The sequence below is a fragment of the Arthrobacter crystallopoietes genome, assembly GCF_002849715.1.
Lineage (GTDB): Bacteria > Actinomycetota > Actinomycetes > Actinomycetales > Micrococcaceae > Crystallibacter > Crystallibacter crystallopoietes.
In genome coordinates this window covers 717,826-739,805 of record NZ_CP018863.1, presented here as the reverse complement: position 1 = coordinate 739,805, position 21,980 = coordinate 717,826, and the positions used below count along the sequence as shown (strand labels likewise).

Below are 21,980 nucleotides of genomic sequence, written 5' to 3'. Positions count from 1 at the left end.
AGTCTTCGGTTATGTGGACTCCAGCCGAACTTGAACTGCCCGTCGTCGCCGCCCCGATGGCGGGAGGGCCGTCCACCCCTGCGCTGGCCGCGGCAGTGAACGACGCCGGCGGGCTGGGTTTCCTGGCCGGGGCACTGAAAGCGCGGGGCAAGGTTACCGAGGAAATCGCGCACCTGCGCGCGCTGACGGACAAGCCGTTCGGGGTCAACCTCTTCGTGCCCGCGAACACCGCCGGGAAACCGGCCACCGAAGACGTCGAAGCCGTCGAGGCCTACCGGCGCCGGCTCGCCGAGTTCCTGGAGACCGCAGTCCCGGAGCCGGACTGGCAGGACACCGACGACTACGCCGGCAAACTGGAGCTGTTGCTTGAAGCCCGGCCGGCGGTCGTCTCGTTCACCTTCGGGCTGCCGGAGGAAGAGACCGTCGCCAAACTGCACCGGGCGGACATTTCGGTGTGGGCCATGGTGACCAGCGCCCAGGACGCCCGCGCGGCCGAGGCGCTCGGCTGCGACGTACTGGTGGTCCAGTCCGCGGAAGCGGGCGGACACCGGTCGACGTTCAGCGTACGGGCCGAGCCCAATGACCAGACCCTGGAAACGCTGCTGCCCGAGGTGCGTGCCGCCGTCGGCCTTCCCCTGGTGGCGGCCGGCGGAATCAGTTCCCCGGCCCAGACGGGGCGGGCGCTGGAACTGGGGGCGGTGGCGGCGCAGGCCGGCACGGCATTCCTGCGCACCCCGGAATCCGGCGCCGCCAAGTTCTACAAGGACGCCCTGATCGACGCCCGCTTCAGCTCAACCGCACTCACCCGGGCCTTCTCCGGACGGCTGGCCCGCGGGCTGGAGAATGACTTCATCCGCGGGTTCAGCAAGTACGCCCCGGCGGTCTACCCGCAGGTCAACCAGCTCACCCGGGCCGTCCGGGCCGCGGCGGCCGAGGCGCAGGATCCGCAGCTGATGTCGCTGTGGGCCGGCGTCGGCTTTCCGGACGCGACGGCGGAACCTGCTGCGGACGTGGCCCGGCGGCTCGGCCGGGTGGCCTGAGCTGGATGGCAGCTGGCCAGCCAACGTCCTGGCCAGTCGCCCAACTTAACCAGCCGGCGGGCGTGGCACTACCACTTCTCCCGTCGCCGTGGTGTCCGTATTGAGCATCCAGCCCACACGCTTGACGAACTTGACGGTCAGCGAACTCTCCACAATCCGCGCTCCCGGCACAGCGGCCAGGAAAGCCGCTTCGACGTCCGTGACATCGGAGGCCGAGCGCAGCCACATGATGAAGGTGAAGTTACTGGTTCCGGTGGTGGAAGCGCACAGTCTCAGCTGCCCGATTTGCCGCAGCACGGCCGCGGCCCGGAGCCGCTGGTCCGGAGGTACGTCCACGAACCATTGGCAGCTGACCGGGAAGCCGGAGTAATCCTGTGCCACCTCGCAGCGGAAGGCCAGCGTGCCGGACTCAAGCACCCGGTTGAGCTGGCGGCGCGCGGTGACCGGATGCAGCCCGGTAGCCTGCGCGATCTCCGTTGCGGTGGCTCGGCCGTTGCGGCTCAGCTCCTGGACAATAGGCCAGTACGACGACGGCGGCGGCCCCGCGGAGGTGCCCGCCGGAGGCGGCTGGAGTTTCCGGAAGCGGGCGCGCTGCTGCGGGCTGAGGGCGTCCAGCTCCCAGGAGTCGGCGCCGGTGTGCAGGGTGGTGCAGACTCCGCTTTGGTAGCGGACCAGACCGGGTATCTGTGCCAGTTGGGGCAGCACGGTACGGGTGAACGCCGCCCAACTTGGCGTCACCACGGTCAAAACAAGATCCCGGTTCCGGGCGGATTCTTCCAGCGAGACAACTTCCGGGATGGCGCAAAGCGCGTCCTCGACTTCCTGCCGCCGGCTCAACTCGCAGTCGGCGTCCACAAAACTGAGCGTCATTTCATCCGGATCGCCCAGCAAATGCGCGGTGATCCAGGCCAGCCCCCCGGCCCGCAACCGCTGCCAATGCGCCGCCAGTGTGCCGGGGTGGCGGTCCAGGACGGCTGCGGCGTCGGTCCAGCTGATCCGCGGTGCCAATTGCAGGAGATTGATGAGCGCTCTGTCGTCGTCGCTGAGATCCATGGGTCGGACGTGATCGTTTCTTCAGAATCGGACAGTTTTGATGTTGTTTTCTTGGATTTTAGGCCATTGTGAGTCCAATCACTGAATAATGGTTGGAACGTCTTTTTGTCAGGAGTCTACCCATGACCGTCACAGCGGATGCCCGTCAGCTGCAGGATGAAATTGTCCGGCTGCGCCACCGGTTGCACCAGGAGCCGGAGATCGGACTGGACCTGCCCCGGACGCAGGAGAAGGTGCTGGAAGCCCTCGATGGCCTGCCGTTTGAAATCACGCTCGGCCAGGACACCACGTCCGTGACCGCGGTTCTCCGCGGCACTGCAGGCCTGGACCAGCCCGCCGCAAGGAACGACGACGCCGCTACGATCGACGCCGCTGCCTCCGCCGCTACCGGAAGTTCTGCAGCCGCTGACCGTCCGGTGGTGCTGCTGCGCGGCGACATGGATGGCCTGCCCGTCCAGGAAGCCACCGGTGTGGACTACAGCTCCCGCATCGACGGCGCCATGCATGCCTGCGGCCACGACCTGCACACCGCAATGCTCGCCGGCGCCGCCACCCTCCTCGCCGAGCGCCGGCACCAGCTGGCCGGCGACGTCGTGCTTATGTTCCAGCCGGGGGAAGAGGGCTGCGACGGCGCAGGCGTCATGATCCGCGAAGGCGTGCTGGATGCAGCCGGCAAACGTCCCGACGCAGCTTTCGGAATGCATGTGATGGCCGGACTGGAGCCCAACGCCCGGTTTTTCACCAAGCCGGACATCCTGATGTCGGCCTCGGACGGGCTCTTCGTGACAGTGCACGGTGCCGGCGGACATGGTTCCGCCCCGCACAGTGCAAAGGATCCGGTCACCGCGGTCTCCGAAATGGTCACTGCCCTGCAGGTCATGATCACCCGCCAGTTCAACATGTTCGACCCGGTAGTGCTCACCGTCGGGTTGCTGCAGGCCGGCACCAAACGGAACGTCATCCCGGAAAACGCCCGCTTCGAGGCCACGGTGCGGACCTTCTCGGAGGCCTCGCGGGAGAAAATGATGACGGCGGTTCCGCAGCTGCTGGAGGGCATTGCCGCAGCGCACGGACTCGCCGTCACCGTGGACTACCAGGCCGAATACCCGCTGACAGTCACGGATGTGGACGAGACGCACCACGCCGAACGCATCATCACCTCGCTCTTCGGCGGCGAGCGGTACTCGCGGATGGCCCAGCCGCTGGGCGGTTCCGAGGACTTCTCCCGGGTGCTGGCCGAGGTGCCGGGCAGTTTCATCTGCCTCTCGGCTGCAGCCCCCGGCGCAGACCATCGCACCGCACCCTTCAACCACTCGCCGTTCGCCACCTTCGACGACAACGTGCTGGCGGACGGAACCGCCCTTTACGCCGAACTGGCGCTGACCCGGATTGCCGAGCTCGCCGCCGGCCGGACCCGCTGACAAACCAAGAACCCTTCCCGACCGTCCTTCCCCAGGAGCCACCCATGACAACGAACGAGAAAACCAACCCGGCCCATCCCGGGCACCCGGCCAAGCACCTGCCGCCGCAGCCGGTGGTCAGTGCGCGCCGGACCCTCCTCGGCACCGGCGTCGGCAACGCCATCGAATGGTACGACTGGGCCGTCTACGCTACCTTCGCCCCGTTCTTCGCCGGGCAGCTCTTCAACAACGAGGATCCGGCCTCAGCCGTACTGGCGACCCTGGCGATCTTCGCCGTGGGCTTCCTCGCCCGGCCGCTGGGCGGGTTCGTCTTCGGCTGGTTAGGAGACCGGATCGGCCGCAAGTACTCGATGACGCTGGCAGTGGCCTTGGCATCGGTGGGCAGCTTGCTGATCGGCATCGCTCCGACATACGCGGCGATGGGCGCCCTCGCGTCCGTGACCCTGCTGGTCGCGAGGCTGATCCAGGGCCTGGCGCATGGCGGCGAGCTGCCCTCCTCACAGACCTATCTCTCCGAGATGGCGCCCAAGGAAAAGCGCGGCTTCTGGGCCACCCTGATCTACACCTCCGGCACGGTGGGCACCCTCTTCGGCATCCTGCTCGGTGCGGTGCTGACCCTTGTCCTCAGCAGCGAGCAGATGCTCGCCTGGGGCTGGCGAATCCCGTTCCTGCTGGGCGCCGCACTCGGTCTCTACGGCCTGGTCATGCGGACCCGGATGAAGGAAACCGACCTCTTCGAGCAGGAGACCACGCAGGAGAAGCGAGAGCCGATGTGGCCGCAGATCATCCGCTACCGCAAGCAGGCGCTGCAGGTCATCGGGCTGACCGTGGGCCTGACCGTTGTCTACTACACCTGGGGCATTGTGGCGCCGACCTACGCCTCGACCAGCCTGGGCATGGACCGCGGCGCAGCCTTGTGGTCCGGCGTCATCGCCAACATTGTGTTCCTGATCGCGCTGCCCATCTGGGGCAAGGTCTCCGACAAGATCGGCCGGAAGCCGGTGCTGTGGATCAGCTCCATCGGAGCCGCGACCATGCATTTCCCGATGACCTGGCTGCTGCAGGACTCACCGTGGCAGCTCGTGGTGTCCATGTCCGTCATGCTGATCTTCATCGCGGCCAGCGCCGCCATTGTCCCGGCCGTCTACGCCGAACTGTTCCCCACCAGCATCCGCACCATCGGCGTCGGTGTGCCGTACTCCATCTGCGTGGCACTGTTCGGCGGTACCGCCCCGTACCTGAACAGCTGGCTGACCGCCAACGCCGGCCCCAACGCCTTCGCGTTCTACACCGTGACCCTGCTGCTGGTCAGCGTCGCGTTCATCTTCACCATCCCGGAGACCAAGGGCAAGGACCTGCGCGAGGAGCCGATAGCGGTTCCGGCGCGCTAGCAGGTTCGGGCAGGCCGTCGCCAAGCCGGCTGTCTGCCCGCTGCGGCTGATACAACTGCCGATACAACAAAGGTCCCGGTGGCCGGCTGCTTCGACAGCCGGCCACCGGGACCATCTTCTACGGGGAGAAGCCGCGCCTATGCGACCTCGGGAACCCGCCAAATTGAATAATCGGACTGGCTGACCGTGCGGCGGTCGCCGCCCTCGTCCTCACGGATCCACACCAGGCCGACGCCGGGTGCGGTGCGGACAACTCGGCCGCGGTACTGAACGTCGTTCTCGATCCTTGCTTCAACGGCGTCGCCGCGGCGCAGCGCTCCGAGATTCCGGATGCGGGTCGGGGTGGCAGTAATTGTCGGTAGTGTCATAAGACCTCCTGTATCGATCGGTAAATAGGGCAGCAACAGCAGAGACCGGCCGCGTCACAAAGGACACCGGGCCCCGGCTAAGTGGGGGTAGCGCAACAAGCAGGCAAACCGGCCGGTCTCGAGGAAAGCCGCGGCAAAGTGCGGGAATGACATTCACCGCAGAAACTCTGCCAGTACAAGGCTGTACTCACGGGACCGATTTGCAGTCTCAATATTTGACAACGAGGGCCGGGCGGGTGTTATTCCCGCTGCTGCACTTTTTCTTTTCCTTTTTCTTCGTCGGGCTGGATGCCGTGTCCTTGACAGCTGCCGGCACGGGTACGAGTCTGTATCCGAACAGCCGGCACGGGCCGGACCGCTCCGGGCAGAACAGCGGGGATCGAAGTGGCGGACACCATCGACGAGTACATCGGTGCCTTGGACGAGGGACTGAAGGAAGCTGCGGCCAAGGCCCGCAGGGTCATCGATGCGGGCCTGCCGGAGGCGGAGTCCCGGATGTGGCACGGCCACCCGGTGTGGTTCCTGGACGGTGAACCGGTTGCGCTGCTCAAGGCCTATTCGAAGTACGTGACCTTCGGGCTCTGGAAGGGCCAGCAGATCAAGGATCCGTCAGGCAAGCTCGAGGCAGGCTCCCGGCGGATGGCGTCCGTGAAGCTCGCCTCCGAGCAATATGTGGACGAGCAACTGTTCGCGGACTGGCTGCGGCAGGCGCGGGAGCTGGAGCAAGAATCCTAGCCGAGTCCCGCCGTCGTACTCCTACGCCCGGTCCCGCGGCGGCATCTGCTGCAGCGCCCAGGTGTTGCCGTCCGGATCACTGAAGTAGACGAAGTGGCCCCACGGCTGCACGTCCACGTCGCTCGTCTCGACCCCGCGTCCGCGCAGTTCATCCCGGGCGGCTGCGGCGTCGTCGACCACGATCTGCAGCCCCTTCTGCGAACCCGGGGCCATGTCCGTGATGCCGGTTCCCAGCACGATGGAGCAGGCCGAGCCCTTCGGCGTGAGCTGGACGAAACGCAGGTCTTCGCTGACCCGGTGATCGTGGTCGGCGTTGAAACCGACCTGGTCAACATAGAACTTCTTGGCCCGGTCAACGTCGCTGACGGGTACGGCAACTAGCTCAAGTTTCCAGTCCATGGGACTACGCTAGACCGCCAGCTCGCGCTCCGGAAGACCGGTGTCGTCTTCATCCGCGCCGCAAAGCCAAACTTCGTATCCTTCGGCCTTCTCGAAGAGCTGCCGGGGATGCGCCCCGTCATTGGCCAGCCACAGGACTTCGGCCTTGAGCGAGACCGCGTCCACTCTGCCCGTACGCACCGTAGAGCCGCGCAGGCGGACTTCCACAAGGGTTCCGGGGAGCAGGTCCCAGTCTTCAGCGCGGGTCGAATCCATTGTTGCCTCCGTGCAGGTTGGACGTGCTTGCCGTTCCCACCTTCGCTGAGCAGACAGCTGCGGCGCTATGGGCACGGCCAGGAATTCATCTGGAGTTCACCTATCACCTGATGTCTTGGCCCGGGCGCCGACGCGGTAGATTGGCATGGTTCCAGCCGCCATGCGGCGACAAGGCACCTGAAGAAGGGACAGCGGATGTCACTGGTGGACAACGCGGTATATGTGGACGGCCACCGCATGGCGAGTCCGGAAAGTCTGGACGAGACTTTCGAACTGCTGAGGGAGCACCAGGGCATGGCCTGGATCGGCCTGTACCGGCCCAATGCCGAGGATGTCCGCACCGTTGCCCGCGAGTTCGAGCTGCACGAGCTGTCCGTGGAGGACGCGCTGTCCGGGCACCAGCGCGCCAAGCTGGAACGCTACGGCACCACCCTCTTTATGGTGCTCCGCCCGGCCCGCTACCTCGACGACGTGGAGAAGGTGGAGTTCGGCGAGCTGCACATCTTCGTGGGCCCGGACTTTGTGGTCACCGTCCGGCACGCGGAATCACCGGGACTGGCCAAAGTACGACGGCGGATGGAGGCCAGCCCGGAACTTCTCGCCAAGGGCACGCAGGCAGTTTTGTACGCGATCCTGGACCAGGTTGTGGATGAATACGCCCCAGTGGTGGCCGGCCTGGAAAACGACATCGACGAAATCGAAGACGACCTCTTCGGCGGAAATCCTGACGTTTCACGGCGGATCTACGAACTGCACCGCGAAGTAATCGAATTCCAGCGGGCCACCCAGCCGCTGGACCAGATGCTCGAGTCGCTGGAACGCGGATCCGACAAGTACGACGTGGAGCTCGAGCTGCAACAGCGGCTGCGCGACGTCCATGACCATGTCATCCGCGTGGTTGACCGCGTCAACGCCTTCCGTGCCCTGCTCCAGAATGCCCTGAGCGTTCATTCCACGCTCGTGGCGCAGCGGCAGAACGAGGAGATGACCCGGCTGACCGAAACCAGCCTCGCGCAGAACGAGGAGGTCAAGCGGATCTCCTCCTGGGCCGCCATCCTGTTCGCCCCGACCCTGGTGGGTGCCGTCTATGGCATGAACTTTGACTACATGCCGGAGCTGGCATGGGCTTTCGGCTATCCGTTCGCGCTGGCGCTCATGGTGGGTATCGGCGTCGGGCTTTATTTTGTGTTCAAGCGTTTGAAGTGGCTCTGAGCCGCGCTGAACTGCTCCGAACTGCTTTGAGCTGCCGGGGCGTGGCTGTACCTACACTGTTGGCGCGCCGGCGGGTCCGAGTTTGAAGCTGCCCAACTGGGCTGGCGGAACCAGCTGGAGGTACTGGGGATTGCCCGCAATGAACTTGCGTACCTCGGGACAGAACGGGAGCACGCCCAGCCGGCGGTGATGAGCATCGTCCAGCACGCTGCGGATGAGTTCGGTCTCGAAGTCCTTGCCCTGGTACCGCGGCATGATCGTTGTCGTCAGGAACCAGATCTCGCTGCCCTCCATGCGGTACCTGAGGTAGCCGGCCACCACGCCGTTGTCATAGATGTCGAACTGCGACGCGGCGGGATTATGACGGACAACGGGCATCATTGCCTCCATGAGTAGAGGTTGGGGCCAGTACAAAACTGCTGCGCACATTTCCCCCAAGGCACAATTGGTTGTGAGCCGAAGCCTACCAGTTGCATCTTGGGGGAAGCGTACGGCGCCTAGTCGCCTCGGATAGGTGCGCAGCGTCCACTTGCTACGCCGGGCGTTTGGTGGTGGCCGCCTCCGCCTGGGCCTGTGACTGCGCGATGGCCGACAAGGACAGCTGCGCCGTAGCGGTCTGTGCAGCGGCCGCCGCCTTCTTGCGGTAGAGGGCCAGGAACGAGGAAATGCGGCGCACCGCTTCTTCGATTTCATTCACCGAGGGCAGGATGACGAACCGGAAATGGTCCGGGGTGGGCCAGTGGAAGGCGGTGCCGTGCGAAACCAGGATCTTCTGTTCCTCCAGCAGGTCCAGGACGAACTGCTCGTCACTGCCGAAGGGGTAGATTTCCGGATCCAGCTTGGGGAAGAGGTACATCGCTCCGGCGGCGGGAACGCAGCTCACGCCGGGGATCGCGTTGAGCAGCTCGCAGGCCCGGTCCCGCTGCTCACGCAGCCGCCCGCCGGTCCGCACCAGATCGTTAATGCTTTGGTAGCCGCCGAGTGAAGTCTGGATGGCGTGCTGGGCGGGAACGTTGGAGCACAGCCGTAACGACGCCAGCAGTTCCAGTGACTCGCGGTAGGCGGCAGTGGCAGCGCGCGGGCCGGTGATGGCCACCCAGCCGGCACGGTAGCCGGGCATCCGGTACGCCTTGGACAGGCCGCTGAAGGTCAGGACGGGAACGTCGTCGGCCACCGAAGCCGTATGGATGTGGACCGCGTCTTCGTAGGTGATTTTTTCGTAGATCTCGTCCGAGAAAAGCACCAGGTCGTACTTCCGCGCCAGCTCGACGAACTGCTCCATAATGTGCTGCGGGTAGACGGCACCCGTGGGGTTGTTCGGATTGATGATGACGATGCCGCGCGTGCGCTCCGTGATCTTCGCTTCCAGGTCCGCCATATCCGGCCACCAGTTGTTGTCCTCATCGCAGAGGTAGTGCACGGCTTCGCCGCCGCTGAGAGTGACCGACGCCGTCCAGAGCGGGTAGTCCGGGGCGGGAATGAGGATCTCGTCCCCGTTTTCCAGGAAAGCCTGCAACGTCATGGAGATCAGTTCGCTGACGCCATTGCCGATGAAGATGTCCTCGACACCGATCTGCATCAGGCCCTTGGTCTGGTAGTACTGCGAGATGGCCGTGCGGGCGGAAAAGATGCCCTTGGAATCGCTGTAGCCCTGGGCCTCGCGCAAATGGTGGATCATGTCCACGACAATCGACTCCGGCGCTTCCAGTCCGAACGGCGCAGGGTCACCAAGGTTCATGCGCAGAATACGCTGCCCTTCGGCTTCCATCTTCTTGGCCGCATGCAGGATGGGCCCGCGCAATTCATACCGGACGTTCTGGAGCTTGCTGGAGTGTTGCATTGGACGCATAGTCCATGTTTTCATATCGCGCGCAAACGTCCTATGATCTGCGCCACCTGGCCATTTCCCGGCAAGGGGTAGTGCCTACCTGAGGGCATGGGAACAATGGGCGTATGAACGAGTTCAAACCCAGAACAGCAATCGTGACCGGCTCGGATTCAGGCATCGGGCGCGCCACCGCCGTCGCCCTCGCTGAAGCCGGAATGGACATCGGCGTGACCTGGCATCTGGACGAAGCCGGCGCTGAAGACACCGCTGCGGAGGTCCGCGCCTGCGGACGGCGTGCCACCGTTGCCCGGCTGGATGCGACCCAATTGCCTGATTGCGGCGACGTCGTCGATGGGCTCGCGGAGGAGTTGGGCGGGCTCGACGTCTTCGTCAACAACGCGGGCACCGGAGCCAGCGAGCCGTTCCTGGACACCAGCTACGAGACGTGGCGCCAGGTAGTGGCCACGGATCTCGACGGCGCCTTCGTCTGCATGCAGCGGGCGGCGCGGCGGATGGTGGCGGCTGGTACTGGCGGGCGGATCATTGCCGTAACCAGTGTGCATGAACACCAGCCGCGCGTGGGGTCTTCTGCGTACGACGCCGCAAAACACGGCTTGGGCGGGCTGATAAAGACCATGGCGCTGGAGCTGGGCGAGCACCGCATCACCGCGAATGCCGTTGCACCGGGCGAGATCGCTACGCCCATGACGGGGCAAACCGACGAAGACCCCCGAACGAAGGATCGGCCGGGCATCCCGTTAGGCAGGCCAGGGGACGCTCGCGAAGTGGCGGCCGTGATCGCGTTCCTCGCTTCGCAGGAAGCCAGCTACGTCACGGGGGCCTCCTGGTCGGTCGACGGCGGCATGCTGCAAATGGGGCCGCAGGCCGGCTCGCATATCACCAGTGGAGAATGGCGGAAAGGCTGACGCCGGATTCGTCGGCGTCAGCTGCGCTGCCTGAAGTCCGCCGGGGCTGAGTCTGGGGACTCTTTGCCCAAATAATGTCAGTGGCAGCGGATAGCGTAAGACCATGAGCACGGACGACGCGACGCGGACCGGGTTGCCTTCGGATAAACCCCGGGGTTCCGTGCTTGAACGCGGCCTCTACAAGGCCCTCGCTGAAGCGGCCATAGAGTCCATGATCAACCGCCAGTCAGCGGTGGAACGGCTCGTCGGCAGCTGGGAGATTCTGCCGCCGGCCAAGCTGGGGGAACTGCTGGCTTCGATCGATCCGGACACACTCGATGACGATGATGCCATCGAGTTCCTGAAGGCCTCCGCGAGGCATCGCGCGTGGACGGAGTCCCTGCAATCGGCCGCCCTTAACCGCTTTGCGGAACTGAGGCCGCAGCTTGATGGCCCCGGCGAGGAAGGCATTTCCAAATTCGCCGCGGGGGAAATATCAGCCGCCCTGGCAATGCCGAACCAGTCGGCCCGCAAAGCCCTCAAAGAAGCCAAATTCATCCATGAGTTCCTGCCCGGCACGGCAGACGCCATGCAGGCCGGCCGGCTGGATCAGCAGCGGGCCACAGTAATTGCGCGCGCTGCAACCAGTCTGCCGGACGCCGTGCTGAACGATTTTGAAGCAGCAGTGCTGCCGAAAGCTTCGTCGCTGACACGGGGCAGGCTGGCGAAGTTCGCCGAAAAGCACCGGGATGCGCTTCACCCTGAGCCACTGGAAACCCGTTTCCATCGGGCTGCGGCCGAACGGGAGGTATTCTTCCTTCCGCAGCCGGATGGCATGGCGGACTGTTGTGCGCGGATTCCCGCGCATCTGGCGGCGATAATTGAGGCCCGGGTCGAGGCTGGTGCACGCGCGCTGCAGGGCCCGGAGGAATCCCGGACACTGCCCCAGTTGCGGGCGGACGTATTCTGCGAGATGCTGCTCAACCCGGAGGCGCCGCCGCTGGAAGGGCCCGATCAACAGTCGGCCAGCGCTGAGCCAATACCGGTCGGGAAATCCGAAACGGCCAAATCCGGATCATGCGGAACCATCAACATCACAGGCCTGAGCGCCACGGTATCTCTGGAAACCTTGCTCGGCTTGTCCGAGGCGCCGGGCGACTTAGCCGGGTACGGCCCGCTCCCACCGTCCCTGGCCCGGGAACTGGCCGGTTTGGCCAAAAGCTGGTTGCCGGTCCTCACCTCGGATGATGGCACATTCGTCCGCGCTGCGGCGAAGAAACGCATTCCACCCAAAGCACTCAAACGTTGGGTCCAGTTCCGCGATAAACGTTGCCGGTTCCCCAATTGTGATCGACCGGCCGCGAGCTGTGAAACCGATCATACGGTGGCTTGGGAAGACGGGGGCCTGTCGTGGCTGCTCAATCTCGCCTGTCTCTGCAAAATGCATCATGACCTGAAGCACTTGGCCGGTTGGAAATGCCGGCAGCTGGACGGCGGGGTACTGGAATGGGTGGCTCCAACCGGGCACCGATATCTCGACATCCCGGAGCCAATCGGCCCGCTGATTCCAACGCCACGCAAGCAGTCAAGCGCGCCGCCGGACAACCCTGGGGTCCGTCCGGGAACCGGGCGGGGGAGTCCAAGGCGCGATCTTGACGAATTTGCGCAACAGGAGCCGCCACAGCCTGATCCTCAGGATCCTTTCCAACCCGCCAATCTGATCCCGCTGACGCAACTCCCTCTGCTGTCCCGCGAGGAAGCGTACCCGCCGCCCTTTTGATGCCGATGCAGCTTTCCAGCACGGCGGAATTCGGCTGAGGAATGCCGCAGTCCGCGGCTCATATTGTTATTCCGCCGTTATCGGCTGGAAGCGCGGAGCCGGGACCGACCGGAGGTGCGGATGGAAGGATTCATTGAAGTTCCCGCTCCCAGCGGAGAGACGCGCTTCAACGTATCGGCGCGGACGTGCACCCTAAATGTTTCTGTCGAGTAGGTCAACCCGCACCGAGAATCATTGTGGAGTTCTTCTGCTTCTGCTACTTTCAGAATTCAGGTTAAGCAACAGCCTGTGGCTCTCTTGAAAATTATTGGAGTGAACCATGGCCCCGAAGCGCCTCCTTCCCCCAGAGGAAGGCTTTCCGCAGGACCTCAGCAAGGTGCCGGATACGGAGTTGGAAATCCTGAACAGCCGCATTCTGCGCCAAATGGAACGGGAATACCTGCAGTTAGGATTACCGGATCCCGAAACCGAATTCCGTAGCGAAGAACTCCGGGTCGAGCTCGACGCCCGCGACGCCAAGGACTCGGTATCGGACGAAGTTCAGCCTTCCCTGTAATTAGTATGTGAATGGATATGCCGTAGTTCGCGGCCGTCGTTGACCAACTCGAGTTCCTTATCGCGGAGCTTTAGAGTCTGGCGGGTATCGCGCGGAGGCAGGCGCAGTGTCTCCTCCGCTTCGATACCCGCCTGCAACTGGCGGCCGCGTTCTATTTCTGCGTCGAGTTCGGCGCCGAAGAGCAGCACTACATTCATGATCCAAATCCACAGCAGCAGTACGATCACGCCGCCGATGGTGCCGTAGGTGGCGTTGTAGTTGCCGAAGTTCGAGACGTAGAAACCAAATCCTGCGGTCGCCGCGGCCATAACCAGGATGGCGACGAAGGCGCCGATGCTGATCCACCGGAATTTAGGTTGCTGCACGTTCGGCGTGGCGTAGTACAGCAGGGCGATCATGACCACCAGCAGCAGTACCATCACCGGCCACTTGGCGATGTTCCAAACTTGGAGTGCTGTCTCGCCGAGCCCGATCATGCCTCCGATGGTTTCTGCCACCTGGCCGGAGAGCAGGAAGAGCAGCATCATGAGGACCACGGCGATCACGAGCGAGAGCGTTATGCCCAGCATGATCGGGTAGAGCTTCCAGATCGGCCGGCCCTCGGGCACTTCGTAGATATTGTTCATGGCCCGTCCGAAGGAGCGCACATAGCCGGAGGCGGTCCAGATGGCACCGATGACACCAACGGCCAACGTCACCCCTGCCGCAGTGGACGTGGTGAGCTGGTTAATAGGCCCTTCAATGAGGCTGACGGCGTTTTCCGGAGCACCCAGCCTTTCCAGCATCTCAATGATGGCCCGGGTTGTGGCTTCCCCTTGGCCGACGACGCCGAGAAGGGAGACGACGGCGAGCAGCCCGGGGAAGACCGACAAGACGGCAAAGTAGGTCATGGCTGCGGCCAGATCCGTACAACGGTCCGAGCTGAACTCGCGGATTGTGCGCTTGACGATGTAGCCCCAGGCGGGTTTGGTCAGGTCGGTGGGGGAATCGGGCTTGCGGTCGCTGTCCGGCGGCGGAAACTTGCGGCTGTCCCGGGGACTTCCTGTGCTGCTCGCTGCGGTCATGATCACCTGATCCTCTGTTATTAGCGGTCCAGCCGGTAGTAGGCGGAACCGAAATGGACAAGCGGGTCGAGTTCATCCGCACCCGATGCGGCGGAGCCCATCGCAAGCACTTCGCCGACGACCAGCAGGTGCGTGGCGGCGGGGTGGATCTGCGTGGTCCGTAGTTCGAAATGGGCCAGGGCATGATCGACGATGGCGGCGCCGGAGACGGTTCCGCGCCGGTACGGGACCTGGGTCAGCAGCCCCTCCAGCGGTGTCCCGGGACTGGCGAGCCAATTCGCGATACCGCGCTGGCTGCCGGTGAGCAGGCTCAGCGCCCAGATCCCGCTTTCGGCTACTGCTTCGGCGATGCGGGACTCACCGTAAAGACTGACCAGCATGGTGGGCGGATCGTAGGAGACCGACAGATGGCCGGTGACCGTTGCGGCATAGTCCCGCCCGCGCCAACTGGTGGAGACAACGCCGACGCCGGCGGCAGCGTTGGCGCTGAGCAGGCGGTATTGGTCGATGTCGGCTTCCGTCGGCGCGCCGGTGTTGAGCCGGTAGCTGTCCGGCGGTTCCGGGTTCTCCATTTGTCCATCGTGCCACGCGGGCCGCTCCTTCGGGCGCGGTGGGGCGCTTCTGGTGGTGACATTGGCAACCAAACCCAGCCGCCGCCGTCGTACGTTGATATCTTCGTAGCAAGACCTCGAAACCGCAGGTCTCCGGACGACGGATCAGTACCCGGTGAGCGACAAGACTGGCCAAAGGATTTCCGATGGAATGGATAATACTGATCCTGTCCGGTGTGCTGGAAGCGGTGTGGGCGACGGCGCTGGGCGCGTCCAGGAACTTCCGCCGGCTGTGGCCAACGGTCACGTTTTTCGTGGCGATGATCGTCAGCATGGCCGGCCTGGCCTACGCGATGACGGCGATCCCGGTCGGCACCGCTTACGCCGTCTGGGTTGGCGTGGGTGCTGTGCTCACGGCCGCCTACTCGATGGCCTTTGGCGGCGAGGCGGTTTCGTGGGCGAAGGTGCTGCTGCTGGTGGGCATAATCGGCTGCGTGGTAGGCCTGAAGGCGGTGGGTTGAGCCATGTTTTGGACCGTCTTGCTTATCAGTGCCGTACTGGAAGCCGTCTGGGCAACCGCCCTCGGCGCGTCGGAGGGGCTGTCGCGGCCAGGACCGACAGTGCTTTTCTTTATCGCCCTGTCCCTGAGCATGGTGGGTCTGGGCTATGCCATGCGGGGAATTCCGATCGGCACGGCCTATGCCGTCTGGACAGGAGCCGGGGCGGTGCTGACCGTCGCCTATGCGGTGGCCTTTACCGGTGAGTCCGCTGGGTTGCTGAAGGTTCTTTTCCTCGTCGGGATCATCGGCTGCGTGATCGGGTTGAAGGTCGTCGATTCCAGACAGCCGAAGGCCGAAGCGGCAGCCGAGCGCTCCGGCGACTGACCACTGTTTGTGATGCACTGCACACTCTGGTTTACTGGAGGGCCGGGTTAGGGAGTAGCCCGTTGCCTTACTTCCTGGGACTGGTCAATGGATCACAAACTGCAGCTCGTTGTCGGTTTTGATGCCGATCTGAAATCCGCGCGGATCGATGTCCGGGGTTGTCTGACTGCCACCAGTTGCCAGGCTTTGCTCTGCGTCCTGAAGCGGGCGCGCTCCCTGGCGGCGGACGTCTCCGTCACGCTGGATCTGCGGGAGGCGCGGCACGTTGAGGTCGAGGCTCTCGAGATGCTTGGCTACCTGCCCGGACCCGCGAGCACCAGCGCGACGGCCATTTATTCCGAGGTGCGCTGTGTGCTGGCGGGTATCGGCGTCGTTGTGTTGCTGCTGCCGAAGCTTTCCCCGGCCTGCCGGATGGACAGGGTGCAGGCGGGCGCTGATGCCTACGCCTCCCGGCCGCTCCGCCTGCACAGCGCCTGAACTGCTTCTTCGGCTTATACCTTCTTCTCCCCGGGTAGGAGAAGATTTTCCGGCAACTTTTTCCCGAAGAACCGTTGATATGTAAGCATGCTTATGTTTCCCTGAAGTGGAACGCGGATACGCCGCGTGGTTCCCCTGATCAGGAGAGTCAACGGTTATGCAGCTTGCCACCAGCAACAACAAGGTACTCTTTCGCCAGGCGCGACGGGCAAAGGGCTCGCTGCGCCGGGCGCTTGAAGAGGAATTGGTGCTGGGACACCTGGACATCGCGGAAACGGCCGCGCGGAACTACGTGGGAACGGGCCGCGAGCTTGATGACCTGAAGCAGGTTGCGCGGATGGGGCTGCTCAAGGCAGTACGGGGCTTCGATCCTGAACGCGGGACGGATTTTCCTGCTTATGCGATGCCCACGGTGACCGGCGAACTCAAACGGTACTTGCGGGACAGCTGCTGGGTGATCCGGCCGCCGCGTCATATCCAGGACCTGCGCACAGCGGTGGCCAAAGCCGGGCCGGCCCTGGCCCAGCGGCTGGGCCGGGACCCTTTTCTATCAGAGCTGGCGGACGAACTGGGCGAGAGCCTGGAATCGGTAGCCGAGGCCCTGAACTGCCAGAGCAGCCTTCGGCCGGAATCGCTGGAAGCGGATACCGACGGCCGGAACCTGGCTGACTTGCTGGGAGGCGCGGACAACAGGCTGGACAAGGCGGAGGAGCGGCTCATGCTGCGCGGCGCCATCCGCGAGCTCAGCCGGCGCGAGCAGCAGCTGCTGTACTACCGGTACTTCGAGGAGGAATCCCAGCAGCGGGTCGGCGAGCGGGTCGGCATGACGCAGATGCAGGTCTCCCGTGCGCTGGCCCGGATCCTGGTGAAGCTGCAGCGCCAGTTGCTGGAAGACCACGACGCCGACAACGGCGCCAGCGTGCGCACTGCCTAGTTCCACTTGCCCGGGGGCTCTTCAGCGGCCCCAGGCTGCTTAGAAGCTCGGCCGGGACTAAATGCCCAACCGGGACACCGCGGACAGCACGTCCTGCACGCTGACCGCCAGGAGCGCGGGGTCCGGCTGGTCCGAAAAGGTGTCCCCGACGCGAAGCGATTCGTTGGTCAGCACGATGTGCGGTCCGGGCGGCGGACCCCATTCGGCTACCGGGGCCGGCCCGAAGATCACCACGGAGGGACGGCCGTACGCGGAGGCGAGATGGGCGGCTCCAGTATCTGCCGAAATGACCAGTGACGCTTCCGCGACGGCCGCCGCGAATTCACCCAGCCCCAGCTCGCCCGCCACCACGGTTTCGGCGGGGAGGCCGGCGGCGGCTGCCACCTTTTCGGCGCGCGGCCGCTCGCCGCTGCTGCCGGTAAAGAGCACCTCATGCCCGGCGGCGGCCAGTTCCCGCGCAACTTCGGCAAAGCGATCGACCGGCCAGAGCCGGCTGCCGTAGGCGGCGCCCACGTGGATGACCACGGCACCGGGCCGGGGGCTGGCAACCGCCGGTGGCTGCAGCCGGTAGTCGAGCGGGTCGGCGTCGATGCCATGCCAGTGGACGAGTCTTGCCCAGCGCTCGCGTTCGTGGACGCCGTCCTGCCAGCACGGACCATCCCACTCCTCCGACAGATGGCCAATGATCCGTTTGGCCTGCAAGGCCCTAATCCGGCCGTGGCTTTCGGGTCCGCTGCCATGCAGGTTCACAGCAACGTCCACCCGTCCCGGGGAGAGCGCCAACGGAACGTCCAGGCCGTGCGTATCCAGCAGGTCATCCACGGATCCGACCAGTTCGATCATCGGACGGAGCCAGCCCTGGGCGGCGTAGATGATGCGGTGCTCCGGGTAGGCCCGCCGCAGGGCATGCAGCGCGGGCACCGCAACCAGCAGGTCGCCGAGCTTCAAGGCGCGCAGCACCAGCAGTTCCGGCCTGCCATCGGGCTCCAGTCCGTCCCGCATCAATTGCTCCATGGTGGTGCAGAGTCCTTCCGATCGGTCTTCGTTTTATGGTGCCACATGCCGCGGCCGGACCGGCAGGAGCGGGGCAAGCGGGAGAAGAAGTAAAAGAAGTAGCAGCGGAAGTGTTTAGGCCGCTGCTTCTACGGGAACAGTGCTGGTATGAGTCGCCACGTTATTGATCCGCCGCAGGCCGTCCTCTTCGACCGGGACGGCACGCTGGTGGTGGACGTTCCGTACAACGCGGACCCGCAACTGGTCCGGCCGATGCCTGGCGCCGCCGAGGCCCTTAATGCGGTTCGCCGCGCCGGACTGCGCTGCGGCGTGCTGACCAACCAATCGGGCATTGCCCGCGGTCTGCTGCAGCGCCCGCAGGTGGACGCAGTCAACGCCCGGGTCGAGGAACTGCTGGGTCCGTTCGACCTCTGGGAAGTCTGCCCGCATGGACCGATGGACGGCTGCGGGTGCCGGAAGCCGGCGCCGGGAATGATCCTCAGCGCCTGCTGCCGGCTCGGCCTGCAGCCGTCCGAAGTCGCCTTCATCGGCGACATCGGTGCCGACGTCGAGGCGGCGGCCGCAGCCGGAGCAACCGGTGTGCTGGTGCCGACCCCGGTGACACGTGCCGAGGAGGTCGGCGCGGCGGAGCTGGTCGCGCCGGATCTGGCCGCTGCCTTAGAGCTGCTGCTGGGAACCGGCTGGCTGCCGGACCGTGAACTCAGCGAAGCTGGCCGGACCCGGGACGCCGACGTGGTGCGGGGCAGCCTATGAGCCGGGTGCTGGTAGCCAGGCTGGACAGCGCGGGGGACGTGCTGCTCGCCGGTCCCGCCGTCCGTGCCGTCGCCGCGGGCAGAGCCGGTCGGCCCAACGAGGTCCTGATGTTGTGCGGGCCGCAGGGGACCGCAGCGGCACAGCTGCTGCCCGGCGTTGCCGACGTGTTCACCTGGGCCAGTCCGTGGATCGTGGATCCGGCGCCGCCGGTCACCGAGGACCATATCGCCGCGCTGTGCGATTGGGTGCGCGGCCGCCGGATTGAAGAGGCCGTGATCCTGACGTCGTTCCACCAGTCCCCGCTGCCGCTGGCCATGCTGCTGCGGCTGGCCGGGGTGGAACGGATTACCGCGGCGTCCACCGACTATGCCGGTTCGCTGCTGGATATGCGGCTCAAGCCGGGTGAAGACTTTCCTGAAGACCAGCCGGAGGCCGAGCGCGCCCTGCAGATCGCCGCGGCGGCGGGCTACCGTCTGCCGGCTAACGACGACGGGCGGCTGCGCGTGCGCGACGTTCCGGACGTCGGCTGGCTGGCTGGCACCGAACCGTACGTCGCCGTCCATCCCGGCGCGGCCGTCCCCGCGAGGGCCTGGCCGCCGCTGCACCATGCGGCCGCAGTGGAACTGCTCATCGCCGCCGGCTACCGCGTGGTGGTCACCGGCGGTCCCGCGGAGGCGGAACTGACCGCGACGGTGGCGGGCCCGGACGGGTTGGACCTGGGCGGCCGGACGGACCTGCACAGCCTGGCGGGCGTGCTGGCAGGTGCTTCCGCCGTCGTAACCGGCAATACCGGTCCCGCGCATCTGGCGGCCGCCGTCGGAACTCCCGTGGTCAGCCTTTTCGCCCCGGTGGTTCCGGCCGTGCGCTGGGCGCCGTACAAAGTGCCGCTGGAACTGCTGGGGGACCAGAACGCGCCGTGCCGGCTCAGCCGCGCCCGCGTCTGCCCGGTGCCCGGCCACCCCTGCCTGTCCGGCGTCGAACCCGAAGAAGTGGTGGCGGCCGTGCAGCGGCTGACCACCGGAGTTACGTCCTTGCCCACCCGCAGAGAGACGAGGAACGCATGAAGATACTGCTCTGGCACGTCCACGGCGGCTGGACCGACGCGTTTGTGCGCGGCCGCCACGAATACCTGCTGCCCGCAACGCCCGACGGCGGACCCTGGGGCCTAGGCCGGGCCGGCCGCGATTGGCCCGACAACGTTCGCGACGTCGCGCCGGAGGACCTGCGCGAGGAGGATATCGACGTCGTGGTGCTGCAGCGGCCGGAGGAACTGGCCGAATGCGAGCGGCTGCTGGGAAGGCGCCCGGGCCGCGATATTCCCGCGGTCTTCCTCGAGCACAACACGCCCAAGGGCGATGTGCCCAACTCGCTGCACCCGCTGGCAGACCAGCAAGCCATTCCGGTGGTGCACGTGACCCACTTCAACCGGCTCTTCTGGGACTGCGGCAACGCGCCCACCACGGTGATCGAACACGGTGTTGTGGACCCCGGCCACCTCTATACCGGCGAGCTGGACCATCTGGCCGTGGTGGTCAACGAACCCGTCCGCCGCTGGCGGGTGACCGGCACGGACCTGCTGCCCGAATTCGCGCTGGCCGGCCATCTGGAAGTCTTCGGCATGGGCACGGACGAACTCGCCTCCGCCACCGGGCTGGGGCCTGACCAGCTGACCGTCCGCGGCGACCTGCCGGGCAAGCTGCTGCATGCCGAACTGGCTCGCTGCCGCGCGTACGTGCATCCGCTGCGCTGGACCTCGCTGGGCCTGGCCCTGCTGGAAGCCATGCACCTGGGCATGCCGGTCATCGCGCTGGCCACCACCGAAGCAGCCCGTGCGGTTCCGCCGGAAGCCGGCGCCATCTCCACGAATGTGGACGAGCTGCGCCGGGAAGCGGCGCGGCTGGTGCAGGAACCCGAGGAGGCTCGCGCCCGCGGCGCAGTGGCACGCGAAACCGTGCTGCAGCGGCACGGACTGGCCGCCTTCCTGGACAACTGGGACGCGGTCCTGGCCGAAACAAGGACACACGCCGGCAGGGTTATTGCAGCGAACGAGAGGAGAGAGCTGTGAGGATTTCCATGGTTTCCGAACACGCCAGCCCGCTGGCCGTACTGGGAGGAGTGGACGCCGGCGGCCAGAACGTGCACGTCGCCGCCCTTTCGGCCTCCCTGGCCAAGCGCGGGCACTCCGTCACCGTTTATACCCGGCGGGACAATGGCGCCCTGCCCACACGCGTGCGGATGCGGCCCGGCGTGGAAGTGGTCCATATTGACGCCGGGCCGCCCGAGCCGGTGTCCAAGGACGAGCTGCTGCCGTTCATGGGCCAGCTGGCGGACGGAATCTCCGCGGACTGGGACTGCAACCCGCCGGATATCGTCCACGGCCATTTCTGGATGTCCGGCGTCGCCGCCCTCGACGCCGCCCGGCGCAACTACGGTTCCGGTTACCCGGTGCCCGTGCTGCAGACTTTCCACGCCCTCGGCACGGTCAAGCGCCGGCACCAGGGCGTGCAGGACACCAGCCCCGCCCAGCGCGCGTGGCTGGAGCCCTCCGTGGGACGCAACGTGGACCGCATCATCGCCACCTGCTCCGACGAGGTTTTCGAGCTGACCGCCATGGGCGTGCCCCGGAGCAACATCTCCATTGCCCCCTGCGGCGTGGATCTGGAGCTGTTCGGGGCCACCGGCGAGGTCGAGCCGCGTGGCCGCCGCCACCGGATCATGAGCGTGGGCCGGCTGGTGCCGCGCAAGGGTGTTGACCTGGTGGTCCGCGCGTTGCGGCTGCTGAAAGACCAGGGGATTGACGACGTCGAACTGCTGGTGGTCGGCGGAGCTTCCGGACCGGACGGGCTGGGAGGGGACCCCGAAGCGCGGCGTTTGATGGAGCTGGCCGGCGAGCTCGGTGTCGCGGACCAGGTGGTGCTGCGCGGCCAGATCCCGCAGGACAAGATCCCCACCGTGCTGCGCAGCGCCGACGCCGTCGTTTGCGTGCCGTGGTACGAACCGTTCGGCATTGTGCCGCTGGAAGCCATGGCCTGCGGCGTTCCGGTGGTCGCCGCTTCCGTGGGCGGTCTGATCGACACGGTGGTGGACCGCAAGACCGGTCTGCAGGTGCCGCCGAAGGACCCCGAAGCGGTGGCCTGCGCACTGGCGGAGCTGCTGCGGGATCCGCAACTGGCCCAGGAGCTGGGCCGGGCCGGCCGGAAACGGGTCCGCACCCGTTACTCCTGGGACCGCGTGGCCGCCGATACCGAAAAGGCCTACAACCTGGCCCGGAACTCCGGTGCCCTGAGCGGGGCGCTGCGCCAGCTGGAAGGGGAAGCACTGTGAGACCAGTATCGATCACCACCACCCAGACGGAGCCGG

At 65.7% G+C, this 21,980-nt stretch carries 25 protein-coding genes and 1 riboswitch; of the genes, 16 read left to right on the top strand and 9 right to left on the bottom strand.

Going from position 1 to position 21,980, the window contains the following annotated elements; genetic code table 11:
• Positions 1-11: 11 nt before the first annotated feature.
• Complete coding sequence (locus tag AC20117_RS03565) at positions 12-1,040, top strand: NAD(P)H-dependent flavin oxidoreductase (protein WP_074700958.1); 1,029 nt, start codon at positions 12-14, stop codon at positions 1,038-1,040.
• A gap of 45 nt (positions 1,041-1,085) precedes the next feature.
• On the opposite strand, the gene AC20117_RS03560 is transcribed toward AC20117_RS03565, so the two are convergent.
• Positions 1,086-2,093, bottom strand: a complete 1,008-nt coding sequence (locus AC20117_RS03560; RefSeq protein WP_101632520.1) for an Lrp/AsnC family transcriptional regulator — start codon at positions 2,091-2,093, stop codon at positions 1,086-1,088.
• Between the two features lie 122 nt (positions 2,094-2,215).
• Here AC20117_RS03560 and AC20117_RS03555 point away from each other — a divergent pair, with 122 nt between their 5' ends.
• On the top strand, positions 2,216-3,514 hold the full coding sequence (locus tag AC20117_RS03555; RefSeq protein WP_074700959.1) for a M20 metallopeptidase family protein: 1,299 nt from the start codon (positions 2,216-2,218) through the stop codon (positions 3,512-3,514).
• A gap of 44 nt (positions 3,515-3,558) precedes the next feature.
• Positions 3,559-4,905, top strand: a complete 1,347-nt coding sequence (locus AC20117_RS03550; RefSeq protein ID WP_083339746.1) for an MFS transporter — start codon at positions 3,559-3,561, stop codon at positions 4,903-4,905.
• A 137-nt stretch (positions 4,906-5,042) separates the two neighbouring features.
• Here the strand turns inward: AC20117_RS03550 and AC20117_RS03545 are convergent, their stop codons facing one another.
• On the bottom strand, positions 5,043-5,273 hold the full coding sequence (locus tag AC20117_RS03545; RefSeq protein ID WP_074700960.1) for a hypothetical protein: 231 nt from the start codon (positions 5,271-5,273) through the stop codon (positions 5,043-5,045).
• 384 nt (positions 5,274-5,657) lie between these two features.
• Between AC20117_RS03545 and AC20117_RS03540 the strand changes: the two genes are divergently transcribed.
• Complete coding sequence (locus AC20117_RS03540) at positions 5,658-6,008, top strand: DUF1801 domain-containing protein (RefSeq protein WP_074700961.1); 351 nt, start codon at positions 5,658-5,660, stop codon at positions 6,006-6,008.
• A 21-nt stretch (positions 6,009-6,029) separates the two neighbouring features.
• Here the strand turns inward: AC20117_RS03540 and AC20117_RS03535 are convergent, their stop codons facing one another.
• On the bottom strand, positions 6,030-6,407 hold the full coding sequence (locus AC20117_RS03535) for a glyoxalase superfamily protein (RefSeq protein WP_074700962.1): 378 nt from the start codon (positions 6,405-6,407) through the stop codon (positions 6,030-6,032).
• A 9-nt stretch (positions 6,408-6,416) separates the two neighbouring features.
• A complete protein-coding gene (locus AC20117_RS03530) occupies positions 6,417-6,662 on the bottom strand; it encodes a hypothetical protein (RefSeq protein WP_074700963.1) in 246 nt (81 codons plus the stop codon).
• Positions 6,663-6,857: 195 nt separating this feature from the next.
• Here AC20117_RS03530 and AC20117_RS03525 point away from each other — a divergent pair, with 195 nt between their 5' ends.
• On the top strand, positions 6,858-7,874 hold the full coding sequence (locus AC20117_RS03525; protein WP_074700964.1) for a magnesium and cobalt transport protein CorA: 1,017 nt from the start codon (positions 6,858-6,860) through the stop codon (positions 7,872-7,874).
• A gap of 51 nt (positions 7,875-7,925) precedes the next feature.
• Here AC20117_RS03525 and AC20117_RS23215 read toward each other — a convergent pair whose 3' ends face one another.
• Both AC20117_RS23215 and AC20117_RS03515 read right to left on the bottom strand, forming a co-directional pair.
• Positions 7,926-8,264 carry a GNAT family N-acetyltransferase gene (locus tag AC20117_RS23215; RefSeq protein WP_158300428.1) on the bottom strand — a complete coding sequence of 113 codons (339 nt, stop codon included), beginning with the start codon at positions 8,262-8,264 and terminating at the stop codon, positions 7,926-7,928.
• 142 nt (positions 8,265-8,406) lie between these two features.
• Positions 8,407-9,723, bottom strand: a complete 1,317-nt coding sequence (locus AC20117_RS03515; RefSeq protein WP_083339748.1) for a pyridoxal phosphate-dependent aminotransferase — start codon at positions 9,721-9,723, stop codon at positions 8,407-8,409.
• A 104-nt stretch (positions 9,724-9,827) separates the two neighbouring features.
• Here AC20117_RS03515 and AC20117_RS03510 point away from each other — a divergent pair, with 104 nt between their 5' ends.
• From AC20117_RS03510 to AC20117_RS03500, 3 genes are all read left to right on the top strand, one after another.
• On the top strand, positions 9,828-10,628 hold the full coding sequence (locus AC20117_RS03510) for an SDR family oxidoreductase (protein ID WP_074700966.1): 801 nt from the start codon (positions 9,828-9,830) through the stop codon (positions 10,626-10,628).
• Between the two features lie 160 nt (positions 10,629-10,788).
• Positions 10,789-12,387: an HNH endonuclease signature motif containing protein gene (locus AC20117_RS03505; RefSeq protein ID WP_158300427.1), complete on the top strand. Its 1,599-nt coding sequence runs from the start codon at positions 10,789-10,791 to the stop codon at positions 12,385-12,387.
• A 319-nt stretch (positions 12,388-12,706) separates the two neighbouring features.
• A complete protein-coding gene (locus AC20117_RS03500; protein WP_074700968.1) occupies positions 12,707-12,943 on the top strand; it encodes a hypothetical protein in 237 nt (78 codons plus the stop codon).
• Here the strand turns inward: AC20117_RS03500 and AC20117_RS03495 are convergent.
• A complete protein-coding gene (locus AC20117_RS03495; protein ID WP_074700969.1) occupies positions 12,928-14,007 on the bottom strand; it encodes a YihY/virulence factor BrkB family protein in 1,080 nt (359 codons plus the stop codon). The two genes, AC20117_RS03500 and AC20117_RS03495, sit on opposite strands and share 16 nt — an antisense overlap.
• Before the next feature lie 20 nt (positions 14,008-14,027).
• Positions 14,028-14,579 (bottom strand): flavin reductase family protein, encoded by a 552-nt coding sequence (locus tag AC20117_RS03490; RefSeq protein ID WP_074700970.1) that lies wholly within the window; start codon positions 14,577-14,579, stop codon positions 14,028-14,030.
• Positions 14,580-14,687: 108 nt separating this feature from the next.
• Positions 14,688-14,755: riboswitch (guanidine-III (ykkC-III) riboswitch) on the top strand.
• Between the two features lie 9 nt (positions 14,756-14,764).
• Between AC20117_RS03490 and AC20117_RS03485 the strand changes: the two genes are divergently transcribed.
• From AC20117_RS03485 to AC20117_RS03470, 4 genes are all read left to right on the top strand, one after another.
• The gene (locus tag AC20117_RS03485; RefSeq protein ID WP_074700971.1) at positions 14,765-15,079 is read left to right on the top strand and encodes a DMT family transporter; all 315 of its coding nucleotides are present in this window, start codon (positions 14,765-14,767) and stop codon (positions 15,077-15,079) included.
• Between the two features lie 3 nt (positions 15,080-15,082).
• Entirely contained in the window at positions 15,083-15,442 is a 360-nt protein-coding gene (locus tag AC20117_RS03480) for a DMT family transporter (protein WP_074700972.1), read from the top strand.
• Positions 15,443-15,529: 87 nt separating this feature from the next.
• Complete coding sequence (locus AC20117_RS03475; protein ID WP_074700973.1) at positions 15,530-15,919, top strand: hypothetical protein; 390 nt, start codon at positions 15,530-15,532, stop codon at positions 15,917-15,919.
• Positions 15,920-16,076: 157 nt separating this feature from the next.
• Positions 16,077-16,853 carry a sigma-70 family RNA polymerase sigma factor gene (locus AC20117_RS03470; RefSeq protein WP_074700974.1) on the top strand — a complete coding sequence of 259 codons (777 nt, stop codon included), beginning with the start codon at positions 16,077-16,079 and terminating at the stop codon, positions 16,851-16,853.
• Positions 16,854-16,910: 57 nt separating this feature from the next.
• Here AC20117_RS03470 and AC20117_RS03465 read toward each other — a convergent pair whose 3' ends face one another.
• On the bottom strand, positions 16,911-17,867 hold the full coding sequence (locus tag AC20117_RS03465) for a glycosyltransferase family 9 protein (protein WP_074700975.1): 957 nt from the start codon (positions 17,865-17,867) through the stop codon (positions 16,911-16,913).
• 147 nt (positions 17,868-18,014) lie between these two features.
• Between AC20117_RS03465 and AC20117_RS03460 the strand changes: the two genes are divergently transcribed.
• The 4 genes from AC20117_RS03460 to AC20117_RS03445 are packed head-to-tail and all read left to right on the top strand — an operon-like array spanning position 18,015 to position 21,944.
• The gene (locus AC20117_RS03460) at positions 18,015-18,620 is read left to right on the top strand and encodes a D-glycero-alpha-D-manno-heptose-1,7-bisphosphate 7-phosphatase (RefSeq protein WP_074700976.1); all 606 of its coding nucleotides are present in this window, start codon (positions 18,015-18,017) and stop codon (positions 18,618-18,620) included.
• The gene (locus AC20117_RS03455; RefSeq protein ID WP_074700977.1) at positions 18,617-19,684 is read left to right on the top strand and encodes a glycosyltransferase family 9 protein; all 1,068 of its coding nucleotides are present in this window, start codon (positions 18,617-18,619) and stop codon (positions 19,682-19,684) included. The genes AC20117_RS03460 and AC20117_RS03455 overlap by 4 nt, the downstream gene beginning before the upstream one ends.
• Positions 19,681-20,685: a glycosyltransferase gene (locus tag AC20117_RS03450; protein WP_074700978.1), complete on the top strand. Its 1,005-nt coding sequence runs from the start codon at positions 19,681-19,683 to the stop codon at positions 20,683-20,685. The genes AC20117_RS03455 and AC20117_RS03450 overlap by 4 nt, the downstream gene beginning before the upstream one ends.
• Entirely contained in the window at positions 20,682-21,944 is a 1,263-nt protein-coding gene (locus tag AC20117_RS03445; protein ID WP_074700979.1) for a glycosyltransferase, read from the top strand. Before AC20117_RS03450 ends, AC20117_RS03445 begins: the two co-directional genes overlap by 4 nt.
• Positions 21,945-21,980 lie beyond the last annotated feature (36 nt).